At 64.0% G+C, this 22,013-nt stretch carries 20 protein-coding genes; 7 read left to right on the plus strand and 13 right to left on the minus strand.

The features are described 5' to 3' along the window. Window positions 1–53: 53 nt before the first annotated feature. The 4 genes from JaAD80_RS20665 to queE all read right to left on the minus strand — a co-directional run bounded on the left by JaAD80_RS20665 (window position 54) and on the right by queE (window position 4,329). Complete coding sequence (locus tag JaAD80_RS20665) at window positions 54–2,417, minus strand: TonB-dependent hemoglobin/transferrin/lactoferrin family receptor (RefSeq protein ID WP_102296861.1); 2,364 nt, start codon at window positions 2,415–2,417, stop codon at window positions 54–56. Window positions 2,418–2,691: 274 nt separating this feature from the next. Continuing rightward, window positions 2,692–3,237, minus strand: coding sequence for a tRNA adenosine(34) deaminase TadA (gene tadA, locus JaAD80_RS20670; RefSeq protein ID WP_374755262.1), 546 nt, complete (start codon window positions 3,235–3,237; stop codon window positions 2,692–2,694). A 1-nt stretch (window position 3,238) separates the two neighbouring features. Next, window positions 3,239–3,685: a 6-carboxytetrahydropterin synthase QueD gene (gene queD / locus JaAD80_RS20675; RefSeq protein ID WP_035819191.1), complete on the minus strand. Its 447-nt coding sequence runs from the start codon at window positions 3,683–3,685 to the stop codon at window positions 3,239–3,241. A gap of 8 nt (window positions 3,686–3,693) precedes the next feature. Further along, window positions 3,694–4,329, minus strand: coding sequence for a 7-carboxy-7-deazaguanine synthase (queE, locus tag JaAD80_RS20680; protein ID WP_102296909.1), 636 nt, complete (start codon window positions 4,327–4,329; stop codon window positions 3,694–3,696). A gap of 313 nt (window positions 4,330–4,642) precedes the next feature. Here queE and JaAD80_RS20685 point away from each other — a divergent pair, with 313 nt between their 5' ends. From JaAD80_RS20685 to JaAD80_RS20710, 6 genes are all read left to right on the plus strand, one after another. After that, the gene (locus tag JaAD80_RS20685) at window positions 4,643–5,545 is read left to right on the plus strand and encodes a sensor histidine kinase (protein WP_102296866.1); all 903 of its coding nucleotides are present in this window, start codon (window positions 4,643–4,645) and stop codon (window positions 5,543–5,545) included. A gap of 87 nt (window positions 5,546–5,632) precedes the next feature. Next, entirely contained in the window at window positions 5,633–6,619 is a 987-nt protein-coding gene (locus JaAD80_RS20690; protein ID WP_258003105.1) for a diguanylate cyclase, read from the plus strand. Between the two features lie 83 nt (window positions 6,620–6,702). Then, window positions 6,703–6,990, plus strand: a complete 288-nt coding sequence (locus JaAD80_RS20695) for a type II toxin-antitoxin system Phd/YefM family antitoxin (RefSeq protein WP_102296868.1) — start codon at window positions 6,703–6,705, stop codon at window positions 6,988–6,990. 1 nt (window position 6,991) lies between these two features. After that, the gene (locus tag JaAD80_RS20700; RefSeq protein ID WP_102296869.1) at window positions 6,992–7,324 is read left to right on the plus strand and encodes a hypothetical protein; all 333 of its coding nucleotides are present in this window, start codon (window positions 6,992–6,994) and stop codon (window positions 7,322–7,324) included. Window positions 7,325–7,425: 101 nt separating this feature from the next. Then, window positions 7,426–10,302, plus strand: coding sequence for a pitrilysin family protein (locus JaAD80_RS20705; RefSeq protein WP_102296872.1), 2,877 nt, complete (start codon window positions 7,426–7,428; stop codon window positions 10,300–10,302). A 183-nt stretch (window positions 10,303–10,485) separates the two neighbouring features. Continuing rightward, window positions 10,486–12,849 carry a M28 family metallopeptidase gene (locus JaAD80_RS20710; protein WP_102296874.1) on the plus strand — a complete coding sequence of 788 codons (2,364 nt, stop codon included), beginning with the start codon at window positions 10,486–10,488 and terminating at the stop codon, window positions 12,847–12,849. A gap of 23 nt (window positions 12,850–12,872) precedes the next feature. On the opposite strand, the gene JaAD80_RS20715 is transcribed toward JaAD80_RS20710, so the two are convergent. After that, on the minus strand, window positions 12,873–13,127 hold the full coding sequence (locus JaAD80_RS20715) for a hypothetical protein (protein ID WP_102296876.1): 255 nt from the start codon (window positions 13,125–13,127) through the stop codon (window positions 12,873–12,875). Window positions 13,128–13,147: 20 nt separating this feature from the next. Then, a complete protein-coding gene (locus JaAD80_RS20720) occupies window positions 13,148–13,933 on the minus strand; it encodes a DNA/RNA non-specific endonuclease (protein WP_102296878.1) in 786 nt (261 codons plus the stop codon). Window positions 13,934–14,149: 216 nt separating this feature from the next. On the opposite strand from JaAD80_RS20720, the gene JaAD80_RS20725 reads away from it, so the two are divergent. Beyond that, window positions 14,150–14,677, plus strand: a complete 528-nt coding sequence (locus tag JaAD80_RS20725) for an SRPBCC family protein (protein WP_102296881.1) — start codon at window positions 14,150–14,152, stop codon at window positions 14,675–14,677. Window positions 14,678–14,854: 177 nt separating this feature from the next. Here the strand turns inward: JaAD80_RS20725 and JaAD80_RS20730 are convergent, their stop codons facing one another. From JaAD80_RS20730 to JaAD80_RS20760, 7 genes are all read right to left on the minus strand, one after another. Continuing rightward, window positions 14,855–15,190: a hypothetical protein gene (locus tag JaAD80_RS20730; RefSeq protein ID WP_146012457.1), complete on the minus strand. Its 336-nt coding sequence runs from the start codon at window positions 15,188–15,190 to the stop codon at window positions 14,855–14,857. A 201-nt stretch (window positions 15,191–15,391) separates the two neighbouring features. Beyond that, window positions 15,392–15,733: a hypothetical protein gene (locus JaAD80_RS20735; protein ID WP_102296887.1), complete on the minus strand. Its 342-nt coding sequence runs from the start codon at window positions 15,731–15,733 to the stop codon at window positions 15,392–15,394. Between the two features lie 148 nt (window positions 15,734–15,881). Continuing rightward, window positions 15,882–16,895: a response regulator gene (locus JaAD80_RS20740; RefSeq protein WP_102296890.1), complete on the minus strand. Its 1,014-nt coding sequence runs from the start codon at window positions 16,893–16,895 to the stop codon at window positions 15,882–15,884. Beyond that, complete coding sequence (locus JaAD80_RS20745) at window positions 16,888–17,985, minus strand: hybrid sensor histidine kinase/response regulator (protein WP_102296893.1); 1,098 nt, start codon at window positions 17,983–17,985, stop codon at window positions 16,888–16,890. Before JaAD80_RS20745 ends, JaAD80_RS20740 begins: the two co-directional genes overlap by 8 nt. Further along, window positions 17,986–19,329, minus strand: coding sequence for a sensor histidine kinase (locus tag JaAD80_RS20750; RefSeq protein WP_102296896.1), 1,344 nt, complete (start codon window positions 19,327–19,329; stop codon window positions 17,986–17,988). Then, window positions 19,329–20,723, minus strand: a complete 1,395-nt coding sequence (locus tag JaAD80_RS20755) for a class I SAM-dependent methyltransferase (RefSeq protein ID WP_102296899.1) — start codon at window positions 20,721–20,723, stop codon at window positions 19,329–19,331. Before JaAD80_RS20755 ends, JaAD80_RS20750 begins: the two co-directional genes overlap by 1 nt. Window positions 20,724–21,006: 283 nt before the next feature. After that, window positions 21,007–22,013: AraC family transcriptional regulator (locus tag JaAD80_RS20760; RefSeq protein WP_374755261.1), on the minus strand; the 1,007-nt coding region annotated here is incomplete at its 5' end.

Genomic DNA, 22,013 nt, shown 5'->3' on the forward strand with positions numbered 1-22,013 from the left:
CATTCAATCAAACATGGAAAAAAAGAGGGGCAGCCGCCCCTCCCCGGTAAAAATCAATAGCTGATGCTGAGGCTGGCGGCAACGTTGCGGCCCGGCCTGGCGTAGCGCTCGATCTCGGCGCGGCTGGCGGCCGTGGTGCCGGCGGCCAGGCTGCGCGAGGCGGCGTAATCCCAGTACTTGCGGTCCGTCAGGTTGTACACGCCGACGATGAGCTTCGCGTTCTTGTGCACGTTCCAGTAGGTCGACAAGTCAAAGATGGTGTACGACGGCACCTTGAAGCGGGGCGCGGTGGTGCCCATCAGCAAGTCGTTCGGCGCCTGTTTTTCGCCGGCATGCAAGGCCGTCAGTTCCAGGCCGAACAGCTTGTTGCTGTGGTCGTAGCCGAAAGTCAGCGCCGTCTTGGCCGGCGCCACCGAGGCCAGGCCGCCGCTCTGGCCCGTCCCGGTATTGAAGGAGCGGCCCTTGGCCACGCCCGTGGCCAGGTCGACGCGGTAGCCCTGCATGGCCGGCGCCCAGGCGCCCAGCTCCGCGTGCAAGCTCAGCTCGCCACCCCAGGTACGCGCATCGCCGATGTTTTCAGGACGGAACAGACCCTGCACGATGGTAGGAAAATTGACGGGATCGTCTTCCTGCGCCACATACTCGATCATGTTCTTGTATTCCGTCTGGTACACGGACGCGTGCATGCTCAGGCCCTTGACGATGTCGCCTTTCAAGCCCAGTTCATAAGCCTGGCTGGTTTCCTTGCGCAAATTTGCATTGCCCAGCACGGCATAACCGGTGCCCGCTCCCGTGTAGCTGAAGGAATCGTAGGTGCCGGTGCGCTCGGCCGCCGTCGGCAAGCGCGTGCCGCGCGTCACCGTGGCGTAGGCATTCATTTGCGGCAAGACTTCCATGGACAGGCTCAGGCTAGGCGTGAAATAGGTATCGCTTTCCTTGCGCACTTCCTTGGCTGCGTTGGGCACGGCGATCACATAGTTCTGCAGGTTTTTCGGCGCCAGCTTGCGGTAGTCGGCGCGCAGGCCCGGCGTCAGCACGGCCTTCTTGCCGCCTAGGTCGAAGCTGTAGTCATCGCGTACATACAGGGCCAGCCTGGTGGTATCCATGTCGGCCATGCGGTTCTTGCGCGTAATCTGGTGCACGCCCGTGGCGATGATGGTGCGGTCCTCCACCCACGGGCGGCGCGACTTGGTTTCTTCCAGCTGCACGCCGTACAGCAGCGCGTTGTCGGCGTTGAGCTGCTTGAGCGCTTCCGAGGTCAGGCCGATGCTGTCATTCTTGAAGCTGGTGTAGATCGAACGCTGGGACGGGCTGCCGAAGGTGTAGCGGCCTTGCGTCTTGTCATCGATTTTCGCATTCTGCAGGTACACTTTCGACGTCAGGCGGTCGAACAGGGCGAAATCCTTGAGTGCCACATCGTGGCCCAGGCTGACGCGCGTGCGCTTGGTGGTGGAGTCCTGCTGCACGCCGGTCGGGTAATAGGTGCTGACCTTGTTGCGCAGATCGCGCTTGTTCTTGCGCTCGAACATGTCGACCGTCAAGTCCAGCTTCTGTTCGCCAGGCAAGGCCCACACCAGCTTCGACAGCAAGGCGTTCGAATGCCAGTCGTCGGGGTTGATGGTCGCCGTGCCGCGGCTGTCGAGCTGTTCGCCATCGCGGTGCACGTACACGGCCAGGCCCTGCAGCTTGGCGCCGATCTTCGCGGCGCCCGTCAGGGTATGCGCATTGCTGCGGTCGGCCGTGGCGCGGCCGTATTTATACGCCACGTAATGGTCTTGCCCTTCGCCCAGGTAATCCTCGGGCGACTTGGTGATGAAGGCCACGCCGCCGCCCAGGCCAGGGCTGCTGCCGCTGACGGAGGTGGTGCCCGACTCGATGCGCACTTCGCGGAAGGTTTCAGGATCAAAATAGTCACGGCCCGTGCCGAAGGCGTTCAGGGTCGTGCCGTCCGGCTTCGGTGCGGCGTCCGGCAGGGATATGCCATCCACGTCCAGGCTGACCCGGTTGCCTTCCAGGCCACGGATGTTGTAGCCGGTATTGCCCGAACCATCCCACACGCTGCCGCCGCCCGAGGCCGCCATCGGTGTGCTGATCAGCGGCTGATAGCGCACGATGCCGGCCATGTCCGTCACGCCACGGCGCTCCAGGTCGTCGCTGCGGATCACCGTCCGGGTACCGGCGCGGCGCTCGTAATCCTGCTTGGCGTTGACGACGATTTCCGGGAAGACGGGCAGCTTGGCCGGTTCCTGGGCGGCCGTGCCCGCATTGACGGCGGCCGTTTGCGCTTGCACCGGCAGCAACGGCGCGGCGAACAGGCCCAGCAAGGCGGCACGCAGCACCAGGTTATGGCGGCGGACAGGCAGGTGGGCTGGGGATACGACGGGTGCAGCGGAGCGCTGCAGAGGCACTGTAGTCATGATGGTCCGGTGGAAGAGTGAAGGCTGGCTCTTGAACCCGGATCGATGACGATACGCAAGGGAAGTTTGCTGGCGAAAACAATACTGTAACACGAATCATTCTCATTTGAGAATGGCAAAGTGGTCTAGACAGATGTTATTTCGCAACAATTATGAAAAATGCCAGCCTGGCGGCTGGCAAAGGAGCACGGCAAGGCGGCCGCGACGCAGAGGAAATGGGCGCGCGCTGCGCGCCACCCTGCCCGGCGGGCCCTCCTGGCCCTCCTGCCATGCTTCAGGCCGGCGGCTGAGCCAGCTTGCGCGCTTCCGCCTGCGCACGGCGGCGCTCGGCAAAGAAGCGCCGCAGGAAAGCGCCGCACTCGTCGGCCAGCACGCCGCCTTCGATGGCCGTCTGGTGGTTCAAGGCGGGCTGCTCGAACAGGTTCAGCACGGAACCGCAGGCGCCCGTCTTCGGATCGCCCGCGCCATACACGACGCGCGCCAGGCGCGCATGCAGCATGGCGCCCGAGCACATCACGCACGGTTCCAGGGTCACATACAGTTCGCAGCCGGGCAGCCGGTAGTTGCCCAGCTTGTCGGCGGCCGCGCGCAAGGCCATGACTTCCGCGTGCGCCGTGGGGTCATGGCGGCCGATGGGCTGGTTGTAGCCCACGGCAATGACGACGCCATCCTTGACGACAACGGCGCCGACAGGCACTTCGCCCAGATCCCACGCATGCTGGGCCTGTTCCAGGGCCAGCCGCATGAAGGCCGCATCGGCCGCGCTCGCGACAGCAGCGGCAGGCGCGGCAGGCGCGGCAGGCGCGGCGCTGTCAGGCATTTCAGTCATCGGTCACTTCTGCCCAGCAATTCGGCGTTTCATGCAGCACCAGTTTATGCAGGTGCAGGCCGGTGCCGAAATGGTCGGTAAACGCCGCCTTGAGGATCTCGAAGGCGATGCGCGCCAGGTTTTCCACCGTCGGGATGCGGTCGATGACGACGGTTTTATGGTCGGGCAGGCTGGCCAGGAAATCGCGCACGGCCGTATCCTTTTCATACACGAGGAAGGCGTGGTCCCAGACGTCGACCAGGTGCTGCTTGGCCAGGGTTTTCACGTCGGAAAAATCCATGATCATGCCATTGTCGGAATTGCCTTCCGCTTCGATGACCTTGCCGACCAGGGTGATTTCCACCGTGTAGCGGTGGCCGTGCAGGTTGCGGCACTGGCTTTTGTGGTCGGGAATGCGGTGGCCCGCGTCGAATTCGAGCTTGCGTGTGATAGTCAGCATAAGTGTTATTAAGGTATTTGCAGGAGTTTATGGGTTTGCAGGCTCAGCTTCCACTTCGGGTTGCTTTTGCAAGTCTCGATGGCCAGCTTCATGTTGTGCGCGGCCAATGGACCATCCATCGCCTGCACGAAGAAGTTCTCGAAATCGAGCTGTTCATAAGCGGCCAGGTCTTGCTGGAACTGGGGAATCACCACCTTGATTTCGTTACCCTTGTGCACCACCAGGGTGGAACCCATCTTCGGGCTGACGCAGATCCAGTCCACGCCTGGCGGCACGGGCAAGGTGCCGTTGGTTTCGATGGCGATGGTAAAGCCCACCGCGTGCATGGCGTCGATCAGCGCGGCATCGAGCTGCAGCAGCGGTTCGCCGCCCGTAAACACCACGTATTTGCTGGCCGGATAGCTGGCGGGCCACAGGCTGTCGATCAGCGCGGCCAGTTCGGCCGGCGTCTTGAACTTGCCGCCCAGTTCGCCGTCGGTGCCGACGAAATCCGTGTCGCAGAACTGGCACACGGCCGTGGCGCGGTCGCTTTCGCGGCCCGTCCACAGATTGCAGCCGGAAAAGCGGCAGAACACGGCCGGACGGCCCGCGTGCGCACCTTCACCCTGCAGGGTGTAAAAAATCTCTTTGATGCTATAAGTCACAGTATTTCCTAAGAGCTGGCTGGCGCCATCGCGCATGGCGGGCGCATGGACACGGACGCGCACGGCGCAAAACACCAGGCCGTGGCCGCAAAGCCGATTGACAACCCTCTATTATATGCCGCCGCGACACTTTCCGTGCAAATGCCGCGGCTGCCGCCCTCACGCCCCATCGCCCGCCGCGCCAGAAAACGACAGTGGCACGCGCGCCACGCGCTATCCGCATAGATTTTGCGTTTAGACAATATAAATACCTTCAAGGTAATATATTTTCAGTAATGACATTGCATGTTGGAAAACATCTGGGAGCAAGTGGATGATGCTACGCAACATACGGCTGCCGCTGCGCCTGGGCATTCTGGGCTGCCTCGGCGCTGGCGCCGCCCTTTCCCTGCATGCGGGCCATGCCGCCGAACCACCGGGAGTGTCTGGCACGCCCTGCGACCTGGTGGCGGCCTGCGCCGTGCTGCTGGGCGCCCTGGCCTTGCTGCTGCTGTGGCGCGCGCACCGCCTGGCCCTGCACCAGCAGGCGCAGGAGCGGCTGCACGCGCAGGCAGAATGCGCGCGCCTGGATGGCGCTCAGCAGAAAGCGCGCGCGCAGGAACGCCTGCGCATCGGACGCGACATCCACGACGACCTGGGCCAGCACCTGCTGACCCTGAAGATCGACCTGTCCATGCTGCAGACGAGCACGCGCGACGCGGCGCCGCTGCTGACGCAGAAACTGGCCCTGATCGCGCACAATGTCGACCTGAGCATCGCGGCGCTGCGCTGCGTCATCCACGACTTGCGCCCGCCAGCCCTTGACGACGGCCTGCAGTCGGCCTGCGACGGCTTGCTGGCCGACTTCAGCCGCACCACGGGCACGGCCTGCGGCTGCGACTACCGCCTCGATGCCGCAGCCGGTGGCGCGCATGGCCCCCTGCTGTACCACGTGCTGCAGGAAGCGCTGGCGAACATCGCCCGCCATGCGCACGCCACGCAGGTGCAGCTGCACCTGCTGCAAAGCGGCGCCACCCTGGAATGCCGCATCAGCGACGATGGCATCGGCCTGAGCGGCTCGCCTCCGCGCCTGGGCTGCGGCCTGTCCGGCATGCATGAGCGCGTGGCAGCCGCCGGTGGCAGCCTGCACATCGACAGCCGCACCGGCGCCGGCACCACCCTGCGCATCTGCCTGCCGCTGCCCGCCAGCCATGGCGAAACACCGGCACAATCCTGAAAATATTGCTCTATATCAACACCCTCCTCCAGCCGCCCTGCATCATGGCGCTCTACCCTTTCCACGCCCCTACACAAGGATGCCTACATGCCGGACAGTCACGCAGCAGCCAGCAGCGCAGCAGTTGGCGAAGCCCAGGGATTCGCCGTCAAGATGATGGAATTGCTGGTCGTGCCGACTTTCGTGCTCGACGTGCAGGGCAAGGTGATGATCTGGAACCGCGCCTGCGAGCAGCTGACGGGCGTGCCGGCCGCCGAAGTGCTGGGCACGCAGCAGCCTGGCCGCTGCTTCTACGCCCAGCCGCGCCCCACCCTGGCCGACCTGCTGCTGGCCGGGCGCGGCGGCGACTTGCGCGCACTGTATGCACAGCAGCAATACCGCAGCAGCACGGGCAGCAATCTGTGCGCCGAGAACTGGTGCGACATGCCGCGCACGGGCCGGCGCCGCTACCTGGCCGTCGATGCCAGCCCCATCTGCGACAACAATGGCGAGCTGATCGCGGTCGTGGAAACCTTGCGCGACATGACCGATGAAAAGCGCGCGAACGTGGAACTGGAACGGCTGGCCACGCGCGACGGCCTGACTGGCCTGGCGAACCGGCGCTGCTTCGATGACACCATCCTTGCCGAGTGGCAGCGCGCACAGCGCCAGCGCCAGCCCCTGTCGCTGCTGATGGTCGACGTCGACAATTTCAAGGAGTACAACGACAACCACGGCCACCAGGGCGGCGACCTGTGCCTGCGCAAGGTGGCCGGCGCCGTGGCCAGCGAAATGCGCACGAATGACCTGGTGGCCCGCTACGGCGGCGAAGAGTTCGCCGTCATCCTGCCCAACGAATCGCTGAAAGGCGCGGCCATCGTTGCCGAGCGCATCCGCCAGCGCGTGGAGCGGCTGCAACTGCCGCGCAAGCGCGCCGATGCTGCCTGCGTCACCGTCAGCATCGGCGCCGCCACGGCCTTGCCCGGGGCCGGCACGGAACTGGGCCAGCTGATCCACACGGCCGACTGCGCCCTGTACCGCGCCAAGCACCTGGGCCGCAACCGCATCAGCCTGCCGGAAACGACGCTGACGTAAGCAGCAAATACCAGCATCAGGAAACACGAGCAAATTTGGTCTAAATTTAGTCCTCACAGAGTTTATTCACCTACGGAGCCGCCATGAACCCCAAGGAACGCATCAAGCCGATTGCCTACCTCAAGGCGAATACGACCGAGATCGTCAATGGCTTTGACGCGGGCCAGGACGAACCCATCATCATCACGCAGAATGGCGAAGCGAAGATGGTCGTGCTGTCCATGCACGCGTACCAGGAAGGCAAGCGGCAGGCGCGGCAGATGCAGGAACAGCATGCGTTCATGAAGCTGATCGCCATGGGCAACCAGGAAATCGCGCGCGGCGACGTGATATCCGAAGCAGACTTCCTGTCCAGCCTCGACCAGGCCTGAGATGGCGCGCATCGTCGTGCTGAAAAGCGCGCAAACCGATTTCAACGAGCTGCGCAGCGACTTCAAGGCGCACCACACGGCCGCAGCCCATGCGCAGTTCATCGCCGCCTTCCGGCAATTGCTGGCTGGCCTGAAAACCTTTCCCGACAGCGACTTGCCTGTCGAGGCCGCCCGCGAAGTGGGCATGGATGTGCGGCAACGCCTGTGCGCAGAGATCCGCGTCATCTACCACCGTGACCGCGCGCACGGCATCGTGTACCTCCGCATGTTTGTGCCGACCCGGCGCGACTTCCTCAGCCACCTGACGGCGCGCATCCTGCGGCCGGACTTCTGAGCGTCCTTCCGCGCAACAACGCCTGCCCCTATGCACGGCGGCGCGAATATTCTATGCTGCGGTGTTGCACTTTCATAACATCCAAAAAAGAAGGAGCCCTCGTGTCAAGAATCATGCCCGCTTTATTACCCGCGTTCGCCCTGGCCCTGTCGGCCATGGCCTCGTCGAACCTGGGCGCCGCGCCCGTCAAACCGGCCGCCGCCCATAGCGCCAGCGCCAGCAAGGCCGAGCTGCTGCCGTTCAAGGCCACGGAAAAAACCCTGGTCAACGGCTTGAAAATCATCATCGTGCCGACCGGTTTCCCGAATATCGTTTCGCTGCAGATCCCCGTGCAGACGGGTTCGCGCAATGAAGTCGAGCCGGGCAAGTCCGGCTTCGCGCATTTCTTCGAGCACATGATGTTCCGTGGCACCAAGGCCTATCCGCCCGAGAAATACCAGGCAATCATCACCAAGGCCGGCGCGCGCCAGAACGCCTACACCAGCGACGACCTGACCAACTACCACACGACGTTTGCCAAGGATGACCTGGAAACCGTGCTGAAGGTGGAAGCGGACCGCTTCCAGCACCTCGACTATGCGGAAGACGCGTTCAAGACGGAATCGCGCGCCGTGCTGGGCGAATACAACAAGAACAGCGCCAATCCCGTCTCGAAACTGTTCGAGGTGATGCGCGACAGCGCCTACACGACGCATACCTACAAGCATACGACGATGGGTTTCATCCAGGACATCGAAGACATGCCGAACCAGTACGCATATTCGAAGATCTTCTTCGACCGCTGGTACCGCCCGGAACGCACCACCATCATCATCGCCGGTGACGTCGAGCCGCAAAAAGCCATCGCCCTGGTGGAAAAATACTGGAGCGCCTGGCAGCGCGGCAAGCAGCAGGCGGCCGTGCCCGTCGAGCCAGCGCCACGCGGCCCCGTCTACAAGCACGTGGCCTGGCCTACGCCGACCCTGCCATGGGTCGCCATCGGCTTCCATGCGCCCGCCTTCTCCGTGAAGGACAAGGACCAGGCTGCCCTGGCAACCTTGCTGTCGCTGTCGTTCGGCCGCACCTCGCCGCTGTACAAGCGCCTGGTGCAGAACGAACAGAAGGTCGATCAATTGTTCGACATGACGCCGGAGCGGGTCGACCCGACCCTGGCCGTGATCGGCGCGCGCGTGAAAAACATCGATGACGCCGTCTATGTGCGCGATGCGATCCTGAAAACCGTGGCCCAGCTGCGCGACACGCCAGTGAGCGAAAAAGACCTGGCGGACGCCAAGTCGGCGGAAAAATATGGCTTGATCCGCACCCTGGACAACACCGAGCAGATCGCCGGCACCCTGGCGTCCTTCGTGCATTTCGACCGCTCCTACGCCACCATCAACGAGTACTACCGCCTGATCGACACGCTCACGCCGGCCGACCTGCAGGCGGCCGCGCGCAAATACCTGACGGACGAGGGCCTGGTGGTGACCACCCTGTCGAACCAGCCGATGGCCGCCGCCATTGCCACCACGCCGAAACTGGCCAGCCTGCTGCCTGCCACGTCGACGGCCAAATTCGACGTGCTGGTGCAAAAGTCCGCGCTGCCGCAGATCCGCTACAAGCTGCTGTTTACGGCCGGTTCCGCGCAAGACCCGAAAGGCAAGGAAGGCCTGGCGGCGCTGACGGCCTCGATGGTGGCCTCTGCTGGTTCGTCCGAGCGCAAGATCGACGAAGTCAACCAGGCCCTGTTCCCGCTGGCCGGCAGCTTCAGCCAGCAGACGGACAAGGAAATGACGACGTTTACGGGCTCCATCCACAAGGATAACTGGGCCCAGTTCAATGCCATCGCCCTGCCGCTGCTGCTCTCGCCCGGCTTCCGCGAAGACGACTTCCGCCGCCTGAAGGATGCGCAAAAGAACGCGCTGCTGCTGGACCTGAAGGATAACAACGAAGAGGAATTCGCCAAGGAGCGTTTGCAAACGAATGTGTACGCGGGCACGCCGTATGGCCACCCCGTGCTGGGCACGGTGGCCGGCATCGACGCCATCACCCTGGACGACGTGAAGCAGTTCTGGAAGAGCGCGTACGCCCAGGGCGCCGTCAAGGTGGGCATTTCCGGCGACGTGTCCGACGCCATGACGGCCTCGCTGACGCAGGCGCTGGGCAGCTTGCCGGCCGGCCCCGGCTTGCCGGCCACGGTGAAACCCGTGGGCCGCAAGGCAAATGGCCTGGAAGTGGAAATCATCGAGAAAAACACGCGCGCCACGGCCATCTCCTTCGGCCTGCCGCTGGAGGTGACGCGCACGCACCCGGACTTCCCCGCCCTGTGGCTGGCAAAGACCTGGCTGGGCGAGCATCGCGCCTCGAATTCCTATCTGTACCAGCGCATCCGTGAAATCCGCGGCATGAACTATGGCGACTACGCGTATATCGAAGCCTTCCCGCGCGGCATGTACCAGTTCTTCCCGGATCCGAACCTGGGCCGCAAGGCGCAGCTGTTCGAGATCTGGATCCGCCCCGTGGCGCCGGACAACGCGCACTTCGCCCTGCGCGTGGCCCTGACGGAGCTGGGCAAGCTGGTCGACAATGGCCTGACGCAGGACGACTTCGCCACCACGCGCGACTATCTGATGAAGAATGTCTTCGTCATGACCTCGACGCAGAACCAGCAGCTGGGCTACGCGCTCGATTCGCAGTGGTATGGCACGCCCGAGTTCACCAAGCTGATGCGTGATGGCCTGTCGAAGCTGACGGTAGCCGACGTCAACCGGGCTATCAAGCAGCACCTGTCGGCGAAAAACCTGTCCGTGGTGATCGTTGCGAAAGATGCGGCCGGCCTGAAGGAAAAGCTCGTCAGCGACGCGTTTTCGCCCATCAAGTACGATGGCAACAAGCCGCAGGCCTTGCTCGATGAAGACAAGGTCATCGGCGCGATGAAACTCGGCATCCCGGCATCGGCCGTGACGGTCACGCCGGCAGCGCAGGCGTTCGCCAAGTAACACGCGCAGTCGCCACCTCATCCGATGCAAGCTGTCGGATGAGGTTTTCCCGGCATTTCAGCACGGCTATCCACGCCTTCAGGCCGCCTATCCTCGCCTTGGTCGGAAAATAGCATCAAGACAATCTGGTTCTCCGCATACTGGTTTTCCCGCTCCCCAGGGAAAACCATGACAAGGACAACCATGCATGCGCCGCGCCTCCATTCGTTCCACCCCCTGATATATGCCTGCTGCGTGCTCGCCACCGCGCTGCCCTCCGCCGTGCACGCCAACGCGCCGGCGCCGGCCCTGGCCGGCCACTGGCGCTTCCAGACCGCCACCGGCAGCACCAGCAATAACGGCGTGACGGTCGACCTGATCGACCAGGGCATGCTCGACATCAGCGACGACGGCGGCCGCCTGACGGCAAGCATCGCCTGGCTCGACGAACGGGGCCAGCTGACGGCGCCGCGCCAGGTGCAAGGAGTGCCGGGGCCGGCAGGCACCGTCTTTCGCCACGCCGGCAAGCGCGTGAGCACGGGCCGCAATGGCAAGGACAGCAGCACCGACGTGACGATACGCTGGACCCTGCAGGCACACGGCGACGTGCTGGCCGGCACGCGCCTGGTCGAAACCGATGAAAACGACCCCAAGCCGGTCAGCGGCACGCGCCTCAAGGCGCGCTATGTCCCGCCTGCCTTGCCGCCCGCAGCCGTGGCAGCGGCAGCGGCAAGCGAGGCGGCGCGCGGCCCTTCCACGCCAGCCGAGCGCGCCCGCGTCGTGCAAATGGCGCTGGAGGCGCAGCAAGACCCGCTGGGCGTGCAGCGGCGCGATGGCGCCTGGCTTGCGGCGTGGATAGAATCCATTCCCGACCTCGTGCTGGCGCCCAGTCCGCTGGAAAGCTGGCTCGATGTCGCGCCCGCCGCCGCCATGCGCGAGGCTGCCGGCGTCCAGTACCTGGCCAGCGCGCTGGCCTTCCAGATCTCCCATCCGCAGCAGGCTGGCGACGTGGCCGCCACCAGCCTGGCCGCCATGGAAGGCGTGCTGCGCGGCTATGCCACCTTGCTGCGCCAGGATGCGCGCTACCGCTCAAGCAAATTGGACCAGGCCGTGGCGGCGCGCCGGCAGGGACGCCTGCCCGCTTTCGTGGCGGCGCTGTCCGGCAGGCATGCCACGCTCGCCGGCGCGCCAGCGCCAGCGTCCGATGCGACGGCGCGCGCCATCGTGGCGCTGGGCACGGGCGAGCCGCGCGTCATGGACTGGCTCGATATCCTGAGCAACCGTTTCGGCGGCCGCATGGCGGGCAGCGATGCCTACACGCATGCTGCGCGCTGGACGCGCACGCAACTGCAGCAATGGGGCGTGCAGGCCGAACTGGAAGAAGCGGGCCAGATGCCGCTGGGATTTAACCGGGGACCCTGGTCGGCGCGCATGCTGGCGCCCGTGGCGCAGCCGCTGCGCATCGCCACGCCCGCCTACACGGCCGGCACCCGGGGCGTGCAGCAGGGTCTGGCGATCCTGGGACCAGCCACTCTGGAAGAGGCGCAGGAGCGCGCCGCGCAATTCAAAAACAAGTGGGTGCTGGTGGGCGGCGAGAACAGCGGCGACGGGCGCGACGGCGAGTTCGTGCACCAGCCCAGGGCCATCACACGCCTGCTGCTGGCGGCCGGCGCGCTGGGCACCATCCAGTCCGGCGAGGAACCGCTGTACGCGGCCAGCGGCGCGCCCACCAGCTGGGAATCACTGCCGAGCCTGCCGGACATCAAACTGGCCGCGCCGCAATACGCCGACATCCGCCAGCGCCTGGCCAGCGGCGAGCCGGTCACGCTGGAGTTTGACATCCGCAACTGGTTTTATCCTGGCCCCGTGGCTTATCACAATGTCGTGGCGCGCATTGCAGGCACGGACAAGCCGGAAGAAATCGTGCTGCTCGGCGCCCACCTGGATAGCTACGATGGCGGCACGGGCGCCGCCGACAACGGCGCCGGCGTGGCCAGCATGCTCGAAGCGATGCGCCTGCTGGCCAGGGCCAATGCGAGGCCGCGCCGCAGCATCGTGATGGTGGCGTTCGGCGCGGAGGAGCTGGGCCGCAAGGGGGCGCTCGCCTTTGCCAAGCAGCATGCCGGTGAATTGAAGAATATCGTCATGATGCTCAACCGCGACGGCCGGCCCGGCGCCATCAGCGGCATGACCATCCCCACCGCGTGGCAGCCGGTATTCCGGCGCGTCGAGCAGGCGCTGGATGGCGTCCATCCCGTGTTTGGCTACGCCACCACGCTCAACGATACGCCGCGCGATGCCGGCAAGGCCATGCGCGCGGGCAGCGGCAGCGACGACGCCGTGTTCGCGGTAAACGGCGTGCCGACGCCGCGCTTTGGCATGCTTGGCGATTTCGACTATGCGCGCGTGCACCACACGGTACGCGACACCTATGAGAACGTGCTGCCGTTCAGCGCGGCGCAGCAATATTCCGCCATCGCCATCGCCCTGACGGCCTACACGGTGGCGAATGCGCCGGAAGACATCAGCAGGCAGGGCTACTATCGCGCCGCCGAAGCGGCACAGTAGACCTGCGCGCCGGCCTTGCCCGCTTATTCGAAGGGATTGGCCACCGACGTGACTTCGGGCGGCGGCAGCTGGTCCGGCAGCTGCTGCTTTTCCAGCTGCGCCACCACGTCGGCCAGCAGCTTTTGCAGCTGCTTCGCCAGCGCCAGGCCGGGCTTGTCGAGGGTCAGGTCGATGTCGCCGCTGATGCTGATGCGGTCGATGCGGTTTTCGATGGTCAGGTTGCCGATCTCCAGCACATCGCTTTCATTGGCATACGGGACGAATTTTTTTGCGCACATACGGTTTCCTTTGAGACGGATTATTTCCTGGACTTGCTATTTACCTTCGGCAAGCTCAGCATGCGCAGCTTCTGCTGCCGCGTCAGCGACGGTAACAGATCGATGCCGATCCTGTCTTCCAGTTGCGCGATGCTCAGCACCTCGTAGGCCTTGGTATCGGTGTTTTCAATGAAATAGGCGGCGCCGGCGCGCTGGCGCGGGCTGTACACGGCCTTGTACAAATGGCTGGGCACGATCACGCGGCCCACCTTGCGCAGGTTGCCGCCGATGAAGGCCGGTCCCGTGATCACGTACAGGTCGCCCTCCTTCTTCGCCATCTTGCGCACGGCGCCTTCGATGCCGGCCCACACGTAGCGGTTGTTGCGCGCGTCTTGCGGCACCATGTTGGCCAGCGTAAAGCTGTCGCGCTGGCTCTGGCGATCCGGCATGTCGCCGTTGGGCGCCATGTGGCCACGGTCGAAACCGCTGCGCGCGTAATCGGCCAGCTCGGCGCGCTGGCCGGCCGGCAGCTTGCGCTCGGCATGGAAAGAGTTTTCGCGCGACAGATCCTGCGCCGCTTCCAGGTTGCTCGCCTTCAAGTGCTCGGCCGACCACAGCGGCGTGCGCGTGATCCCCGAATGCATGACGCCAAACACGCTGTAGCACAGCTCCCTGGTGGCCACGTCCAGCTTGGGGTTGGTGATTTCCGGCTTGCGGCCGTCGACGTAATGGGATGGGCAGGCATCGGCATGCGCCAGGTTCGCGGCAAAGGCGGACGCCAGCAAGCCGCACGCCAGGGTCAGCCTGGCGATCGATCGTTGAATCATATTTCTCTCTGAAATCTTTGCAGGCCAGCATTTTAGCGGACGCGGAGCCCATACCACAATCCTGCCGTGCGCCCCTGCGCGCCAGGGGAAACGGGCAGGCATGCGGGCCTGCGCGGAGCCGGCGCAAATAAAGGCCAGGTTGCCGCGCACAGCCATACATATCTGCTAAGATTGACCCGATTCGTTCGCATCGACCATTCAAGATTTGGAGAGCATATGATCAAAAAAACCCTGCTGCTGATCGTAGTCGTCGTCGCCGCCATCCTCGGCTATGCCACCACCAAGCCCGACACCTTCAGTGTCCAGCGTGAAATCACCATCCAGGCCCCGCCCGAGAAAATCGCCGGGCTGATCACCGACTTCCGCTACTGGGCCGCCTGGTCGCCGTGGGAAAAGCTCGACCCGGCCATGCGCCGTACCTTCAGCGGTCCGGCCAGCGGCCTGGGCGCACAGTACGCCTGGACGGGCAATGACAAGGTGGGCGCCGGCCGCATGGAAATCACGGAAGCAGCCCAGCCCGAACGCACCGTCATCAAGCTGGATTTCCTGAAACCGTTCGAAAGCCACAACACCACCACCTTCACCATGACGCCCGAAGGCGACAGCACCAAGGTCAACTGGACCATGACGGGTCCCAGCCCCTACGTCAGCAAGGTCATGACGGTTTTCGTCAGCATGGACCGCATGATCGGCAAGGATTTTGAAAAGGGCTTGAATAGTCTGAAGGCTGCGGCGGAACGGTAAATCGTCTCCGCCCCCATGACAGACAGGGCCTGCGCGGCCCTGTTCTTTTGGGACGACGGCTGGAGGCGCGGCCCTTGCATACCCATGCAGGCAGGTGCGTTGCGCCGCCTGCCGGCGGGACCAGCAAGCATCCAAGCTGACAGGCATTCACATGGTAATGCCCTTGCGCTTATTATTTCAGGAAAAGAATACTGGCGTCCTCGACGACACCGTAAATCGCGCAAGTGCCCTTGCCCTGGCCATAAACCGTGGCGCCGCCGGTTTGGCCAGCAAGACCATCGCGTACATCGCCTTGCCGCCGGCTGTCGCCGCATCAAATGACATGGAATGGTTATAACCGGCAATGGCGCACGCCGGCGGCGTACCCGTGATAACGTCGACAAATGTCACCAGGCCCTTGCCGTCGGAATCAATGCGCACTTCCGCGACCTTGCCAATAATGGCGCCCTCCGCATGGGCTTGCGACGAGATAAAAGAAAGGGCAACAGCCAGGCTCAATAAAACAGGTTTCATTTGAATATCAATAGAATAAAACCTTATTTTATATTGGCAAATGCAATAAGCAAAGTTATTAAAAGATTAAATATGACATCCACCGCCTAAAAGCGGTGCGCCTGCAAGCCGTCGGCCGTCAGGAGCGCCGACAGCGGCACTGCCACGGGCGGCTGATGTGACGGAGCGGCCAGGATGTTTTATCAGAAAACCCGATAATCGTCATTTCAAGAAAAGAATATTGGCATCCTCGACGACACCGTAGGTCACGCAAGTGCCCTTGCCCTGGCCATAAACCGTGGCGCCGCCGGATTTGGCCAGCAAGGCCATCGCGTACATCGCCTTGCCGCCGGCTGTCGCCGCATCAAATGACATGGAATGGTTATAACCGGCAATGGCGCACGCCGGCGGCGTGCCGACGACGACATCGACAAATGTCACCAGGCCCTTGCCGTCGGAATCAATGCGCACTTCCAAGACCTTGCTAATAATGGCACCCTCGGCATGGGCTTGCGATGAAATAAAAGACAGGGCAAAAACCAGGCTCAGTAAAATAGGTTTCATATGAATCCGAATACAATAAAACCCTATTTTATACTGGGGGATGCAATAAACAAAGTTATTCGAAGATTAAATATTCCATCCACCGCATGAAAACGGTCCGCCTGCACGCCGTCGGCGCCACGCTGGCAGGTGAAAGCAGACCGCATGCTTAAAACTGCTCGATCCAGGCCGCCAGGTGGTCGGGTGTGAGGCCAGGTTCGGCCTGCACCAGCTTGCCCTGCAAGCCTTGCTCGGATTTACTCAGCTGCAAGGACCAGCCGCGCCGCGCCAGCCACAGCAGGCTGGCCAGCCAGAACGAGTGGATGGCGGACACGGGCGTGGCGGTCGGCGTTTCCAGGAATTCCGTCAGCAGGCGGCCATCGAGGAACAGGGCCGTGCCGCCCTGATTCAGCAGCGCCGCGCCAAACACGGGCACCAGCAAGTCCACAGCTTGTTCCACGCCGCGCCCCGGATGGTCGCGTTCCAGGCTCTCGAGCTGCTGGCGCACGGCGGCGGCAAACGCCGTGCTGCGGAATGCTTCCGAACTGATCAGGTCGGCATAATCCATCAGCAGCCAGTCCGGTTCGGGCGGCGTGACGCCGGCCGTCAGGGCCGCCGACAGGTACGCCTCCACAGGCAGCTGCTGCTCCGGCCCGGCCAGGCTGGCGCACAGCGTGTACAGGGTGCCGATGCGGTTGGCGATGGCTTGCCGCTGGCGCACCATCAGCTTTTCGCGCAGCAGTTGCGCATGTTCATTGCGCAGCCGCGCCAGTTCCAGCGCCTGTTTCAGCTCCATGCGCAGGGCCGCGATATCCCACGGCTTCTGGATGTAGCGGTGGATCTGCCCCTGGTTGACGGCTTCCACCGTGTGCTCCAGCTCGGAATACGCGGTGGTGAGTATGCGCACGATGTGCGGATGGCGGTCCCAGGCGTATGACAGCAGTTCGTTGCCATACGCGCCCGGCATGCGCTGGTCCGAGACCAGCACCGCGATGCGGTCGGCCTGCTCGTCGAGGATGCGCTTGCCCTCCTCGACCGAGGTGGCCGTCAGCACGTCGGCCAGCGGTGCGATGGCGCGCTGGAAATATTTGAGGGCGTTGGCCTCGTCATCGACATAGAGTATCGTCGGCAAGCCTTGCGCCGGCTCACGCTGAGCCGGTAAACGCAGATTGGCGTCAATCATGCTCGTTCCTTATATGTACTGGAAAATTCAGGGTCACTGTGGTGGAACTGCCAAACTCGCTGGCGATGTCCAGATTGCCGCCGAACGACTGCATCATGCGGCGGCAAAAGACCATGCCCCAGCCCTTGCCTTCGCCACTGTCGGCGCTCACGGGATCGAGCAGCAGCTGTTCGACAATCTCGGGGGCGATGCCGGCGCCATTGTCGCGCACCTTGATGGTGCCGGCGCCGATGCTGATGGTCAGCGCCGGCTCGGCCTGCTCTTCGACCGAACGCAGGGCCTTGCCCAGCACGGAAGAGACGATCAGCGAAACGCAGTTGGGCGACTCGGCGATGGCAAAGTCTTCCTGCACCTCGACCTGGATGGCGGCACGCTGCTGCGCGCTCAGCGGATAGCTGTCCAGCAAGGCCGCCAGCAGCTGGCGCGCGCTGCCGGCGCGGCGGCCATCCTGCATGCCTGGCCCGCTGCTGGCCAGGCGCACGGTATCGATGAAGCTGGCCAGCACGGACAGGCAGTAGCGGGCATTGCCGCGCATGAGGGCGGCCGCTTCCGCGATCTCCGCTTGCGCCTCGGCCGTGCCTTGCGCGCGCCGCTCGATGCCGCGCGCAAAGTTGGCGATGGCCGCCAGCGGCGTATTCAATTCATGCGCCAGGAAGGCCAGCGATTCTTCCATCGCCACCAGGCCCTGGCGCCGCGCCGTGCGCTCCCTTCCCGCCTGCACGGCCAGCTGCAGCGCCGTCTGCATGGCGGCCATGTCGAGCGGCTTTTCCAGCAGGCGGAACAAGGTGCCGCCATTCAGCAGTTCCAGCAGCACATCCTTGTCCGCATACGCCGTGACCAGCATGCACACGATGTGCGGATAGCGCTGCACCACTTCCTGCAGCAAGTCGCTGCCCAGGCGGTCCGGCATGCGGTAGTCGGTGACGAGCACGTCGACCTCGCCTGCCACGTCCTGCAGCAGGGCCAGGGCCGTGTCGACGCTGGGCGCCGTCAGCACCCGGTAGCGCGCGGCAAAGGCCCGCTCGAAATACTTGCAGGCCAGTGGCTCGTCGTCCACGTACAGCACGGTGGCGCGGCTGTCGTTGTCCATCTAGCGGCCCTCCCAGTCCGAGCGCTGCAGATCGAAATTCATGCTGGCCCACTCGCCGAGCACGCTTTCGGCGCTCAGGGTGCCGCCGTGGCGTTCGATCACGCCATAGCTGATGCTCAGCCCCAGTCCCAGTCCCTGCCCCACTTCGCGCGTGGTGAAGAACGGTTCGAAGACGCGCGCCAGGTTTTCCGGGGCGATGCCGGGGCCATTGTCGCGCACGCTGATGCGCAGGCGCTCCTCGTGCCAGTGGGCCGTGATGCGGATCTCGAACGGCGGCGCATTGCCCTTGCGCATGGACAGCACGGCATTGCCCAGCAGGTTGATCAGCACGCCGACGATGGCCGCCTCGTCGCCGCGCACCAGGGTATCGACCGGCAAGTCGTGGCTGATGCCGACATTCTTCGTTTCGTGGCCCACCAGGCGGATGGCCGCGTCGAGCGCGCTGCGGAACTGGAAGTGGCCCGTTTCCAGCTGGTTGCCGCTCTTGCGGTAGGCAAAGGTTTTCAAGTCCGAGACGATGTGCTGGACGCGCAGCATGCCCTGCTTGGCATCGGCCAGGCATTCGCTCACCAGCGCGCTTTGCTTGGCGGCCGGGTCTTCGATGGCCACCTCGATGGCCATCATGCAGAAATTCACGGGATTGTTGACCTCATGCAGCATGCCGGCGGCCAGGGTACCGATGGCGGCCATTTTCTCCTGCTGCAGCATCTGTCCCTTGATATCGGCCAGGCTTTTATTCGTTTCTTCCAGCTGCGTATTCTTTTGCGCCACTTCTGCCTTCAGCTGGAACAGCATGAAGCGGGCGCGCTCGTTGAAATAGGTAAACACGGCGCTGATGCTGGCCGACATGATGAGGAACAGGCAATTGACGACAAACGTCCCCGGCAAGTCGAAGCCATGCGCATGCCAGACGCAGGCCGCCACGTACAGCAGGCAGGAAATGGCGCCGAAGACCATGTTTTGCCACAGGCCGAACGCCAGCACGATGCCCGAGGAATAGATCGCCAGGGTCATGCCCACGTAATAGATCGAGGTGGCGCCTTCGGTGACGGCGATCATCCACGCGATCATGATTTGCGGCAGGATCAGCCAGACGAAAGTCAGGCCCTGGATGCGGTCTTGCGCCCACTGCGTGCGCATGGCCAGCACGACAATGAAGATCAGCGCCGACACCAGCACACGCGCGCTGGTGAAAGCCGACTGCATGTCCGGATACAGGGCCGAATCGAGGCCCATGCCCAGCAGGATCAGGACAATGCCCGTGTAGGCGCCGCCGCGGCTGAACTCCAGGCGGAAATCGCGCAATACGGCCGTATAGCCGGCGTGCAGGCCTGGACTATCCATCAAGGAATGCTCACTTCCGCAAAGACATTGACACCGGTGGCATCAACGTAGACCAGGTGATCAGTGGCATGTTCCGGCAACAAGGCCGACAAACTGGCTTCATTGCGATAGATCAAATGCCATTCCAGCAAATGCTCCATGCCGAACTTGCCCGGATTATCGGCGTGCACATTCGTGACGAGCAGGCGTCCGCCCGGTCCCACGCGCGACGCGAAGTGCAGCAGCAGGCGCGCGCACACCTTGTCGGACAGGTAGTCGAACAGGCCGGCGCAATACACGGCGTCGAAGCTGCCGGGCAAGCCCGTGGCGCCCGAACCGTGGCGCCGCTTGAGCAGGTTGTGCACGGAGTCATGCACATAATCGATTTCCACCACGCGCCCCGTGCGCTGCATGATCGTCGTCAGGCGCGCGCGCGTCCAGTCCAGCGTTTCGCTGCTGAAGTCGACCAGCTCGAAGGCCAGCCACTGGGCATCCGGGCAGGTTTCCAGGAAACGCTGCACCTCGATGGCGGGGCCGCAGCCCACGTTGAGCACCTTGAAGACGCGCCCCGCCTCGCGGGCGGCGGCTGCCTTGCGGGCCAAAAATTCCGTCAGGATATCGATGCGGTTGCGGTGCGCCGTCGCCACGGCCGCCTGCAGGAAGGCCGCATTGACGATCTGAAAGTAGGTGCTCGGTCCCTGGCGCGGATCGTCGAGCAGCTGGTTGACCATCTGGTAGTCGCCCGCATAGCCCAGCGGCTTGGTAAAGGTGCGGAAAACAAAGGGCGCGCGCAGGATCAAGGGGTGCAGCGCCGCCTGGGCAAACGCGCGGTGGGCCGGCGCCCGCTCTTCCTCGACCAGCGAGGCTTCCGCTTCCAGCTGGCGCAGGTACAGCTGGGTTTGCTCCATCAGCGGCAGGGCCAGCTCATCGAAGATATCGGGGCGCAGGCGGCCATTTTCCTTGGGCAGCGAGTCGGACAAGTCGACCTGCTCGACCCAGCGCGCCACTTCCGACAAAAAGGCGCGCATTTCATTGACGACAATCTGGTAGTCGCGGCGGATGCGGAAGCGCTCGCCCCATCCCGCCACAAAAGCGCTGGATTCCTTCGCCACGGCGCCCTTGACCACCACCACGTCGCTCAATTCGCGCCACTCGTCGATCAGGGTGACGGACACGATCGCCGTCAAACCCGTGTTGACGCTGCTGATGACGACCGCCTTGCCCACATAGGCATTCTTCGCCCCCATGCGCACCGTCACTTCGTTGAGCACCTCGCTGACCTGCACAATCGAGTAGGGATTGTAGATTTCCATGACCAGCGAGTTGCGCTGCAAGTTGAAAATCGTGCCGCGCACCGCCTCACCCTGGGTGTTGCGGAAACTGACGACTGGATCGATTTGCGATTGTGAATACACGATTGAGCATTATCAAGTTGCCCGGTTCCCGGCGCGCCAAGATGGGACGTCGGTTGCCAGACTGGGTTAAGGCAAGGCAAGCCGGTCAGCTGCCGCCGGCACACCATCGATATGGCGGCGCTGCGGCCTCGCGTGCTGCCTTGCCGGACCGCCTCGAAGCGCGTCTGTTCGCTCTCTGATCGAGTGTACTATGGATGTAGCAGAACGGGCAATTGTTCCCTCTGGAACCACTCGCTGTGGCGCCGGCGCACAACGCTGCCCCGCGGTTGGTGGAAAATCGTCCTCAGCCCGCCACGAATAATGCCAGCGCATGGCGCAGCAACTGTGGCGTCTGCCCCGTCCAGCGCTTGAAGGAACGGCGAAAGTTGGTGGCATCATGAAAGCCGAGATAGGCGGCGACAGCGTCATTGTCGTAGCCATGCGCCTGGAACAGGTAGATCGCCTTGTGCGCGCGCACCTGGTCCAGCTCGGCCTGGAAGTGCGTGCCATGGCGCGCCAGGTGGCGCTTGAAGGTGGCGGGACTGACGCCGAATTCCTGCGCCGTGCGCTCCAGGGTGGGCGCGCAGCGGATGTTGGCCAGCAAATAATCGTACAGCGCGCCCAGCAGGCTGGCCGCCGGGACCGGTGCCATTGCCGCCGCGCGCAAGGCCAGCGCGGCCGCCGTGGCGTTGCCGCGCGGCCAGGGCTTGTCCAGCCAGCTGGAATCGATCAGCATGGCGTCGACCTGGCAATCGAAGCGCAGCGCCTGGCCCAGGTGGACTTCGTGCTGCTCCACATGCCGGGGCCGCGCCCGGTTGAAACAGAAGCGCCACGGCAGCGACTCGCCGGCCAGCCAGCGGCACATGGCGGCCAGCGCCGTCATGTGCATTTCCACCAGGAAGGGCAGCTGGCTGGGCGCGCCAAAGGCGTCGACCCAGTACAGCACGTGCATGTCGCCCGCCTCGCGCAGGCGCGGCTGCAGCAGCGGACACAGCAAAGTATGAAAGCCGCACAGGATGCCCAGGGCCTGGCGCAGGTTCTGCGCCTGCAGCAAGGCGTGGCTGACGGCGCCGTAATGGCCGGGCAGCATTTGCTGGCCCAGCATGAAGCTGGTATCAGCGCTGTCGAGCCCGCGCGCCGCGTTGGCCAGCAATTGCAGGTATTGCGCGGCGCTGACCTGGCTTTCCTCGGACGGCAGCAGGCCGTCGTCGAGTCCGGTTCCCTTGAGCAGCGGCGCCGTGTCCAGGTCGCGGCTGCGCGCGTAGTCGAGCACCAGCGCCGGCTGGTGCCGCGCCGCGATGCCGGGGTCGC

The sequence above is a fragment of the Janthinobacterium sp. AD80 genome (assembly GCF_002878455.1).
Classification (GTDB): domain Bacteria; phylum Pseudomonadota; class Gammaproteobacteria; order Burkholderiales; family Burkholderiaceae_D; genus Janthinobacterium.

Coding starts and splice junctions, on each gene's coding strand:
- JaAD80_RS20700 (WP_102296869.1), top strand. CDS start 6,992: ATGGCGCGCATCGTCGTGCTGAAAAGCGCGCAAACCGATTTCAACGAG.
- JaAD80_RS20715 (WP_102296876.1), bottom strand. CDS start 13,127: ATGTGCGCAAAAAAATTCGTCCCGTATGCCAATGAAAGCGATGTGCTG.
- JaAD80_RS20725 (WP_102296881.1), top strand. CDS start 14,150: ATGATCAAAAAAACCCTGCTGCTGATCGTAGTCGTCGTCGCCGCCATC.
- JaAD80_RS20665 (WP_102296861.1), bottom strand. CDS start 2,417: ATGACTACAGTGCCTCTGCAGCGCTCCGCTGCACCCGTCGTATCCCCA.
- JaAD80_RS20730 (WP_146012457.1), bottom strand. CDS start 15,190: ATGAAACCTGTTTTATTGAGCCTGGCTGTTGCCCTTTCTTTTATCTCG.
- JaAD80_RS20695 (WP_102296868.1), top strand. CDS start 6,703: ATGAACCCCAAGGAACGCATCAAGCCGATTGCCTACCTCAAGGCGAAT.
- JaAD80_RS20740 (WP_102296890.1), bottom strand. CDS start 16,895: ATGATTGACGCCAATCTGCGTTTACCGGCTCAGCGTGAGCCGGCGCAA.
- JaAD80_RS20710 (WP_102296874.1), top strand. CDS start 10,486: ATGCATGCGCCGCGCCTCCATTCGTTCCACCCCCTGATATATGCCTGC.
- JaAD80_RS20720 (WP_102296878.1), bottom strand. CDS start 13,933: ATGATTCAACGATCGATCGCCAGGCTGACCCTGGCGTGCGGCTTGCTG.
- JaAD80_RS20745 (WP_102296893.1), bottom strand. CDS start 17,985: ATGGACAACGACAGCCGCGCCACCGTGCTGTACGTGGACGACGAGCCA.
- tadA (WP_374755262.1), bottom strand. CDS start 3,237: ATGCCTGACAGCGCCGCGCCTGCCGCGCCTGCCGCGCCTGCCGCTGCT.
- JaAD80_RS20735 (WP_102296887.1), bottom strand. CDS start 15,733: ATGAAACCTATTTTACTGAGCCTGGTTTTTGCCCTGTCTTTTATTTCA.
- JaAD80_RS20690 (WP_258003105.1), top strand. CDS start 5,633: ATGCCGGACAGTCACGCAGCAGCCAGCAGCGCAGCAGTTGGCGAAGCC.
- JaAD80_RS20685 (WP_102296866.1), top strand. CDS start 4,643: ATGATGCTACGCAACATACGGCTGCCGCTGCGCCTGGGCATTCTGGGC.
- JaAD80_RS20750 (WP_102296896.1), bottom strand. CDS start 19,329: ATGGATAGTCCAGGCCTGCACGCCGGCTATACGGCCGTATTGCGCGAT.
- queD (WP_035819191.1), bottom strand. CDS start 3,685: ATGCTGACTATCACACGCAAGCTCGAATTCGACGCGGGCCACCGCATT.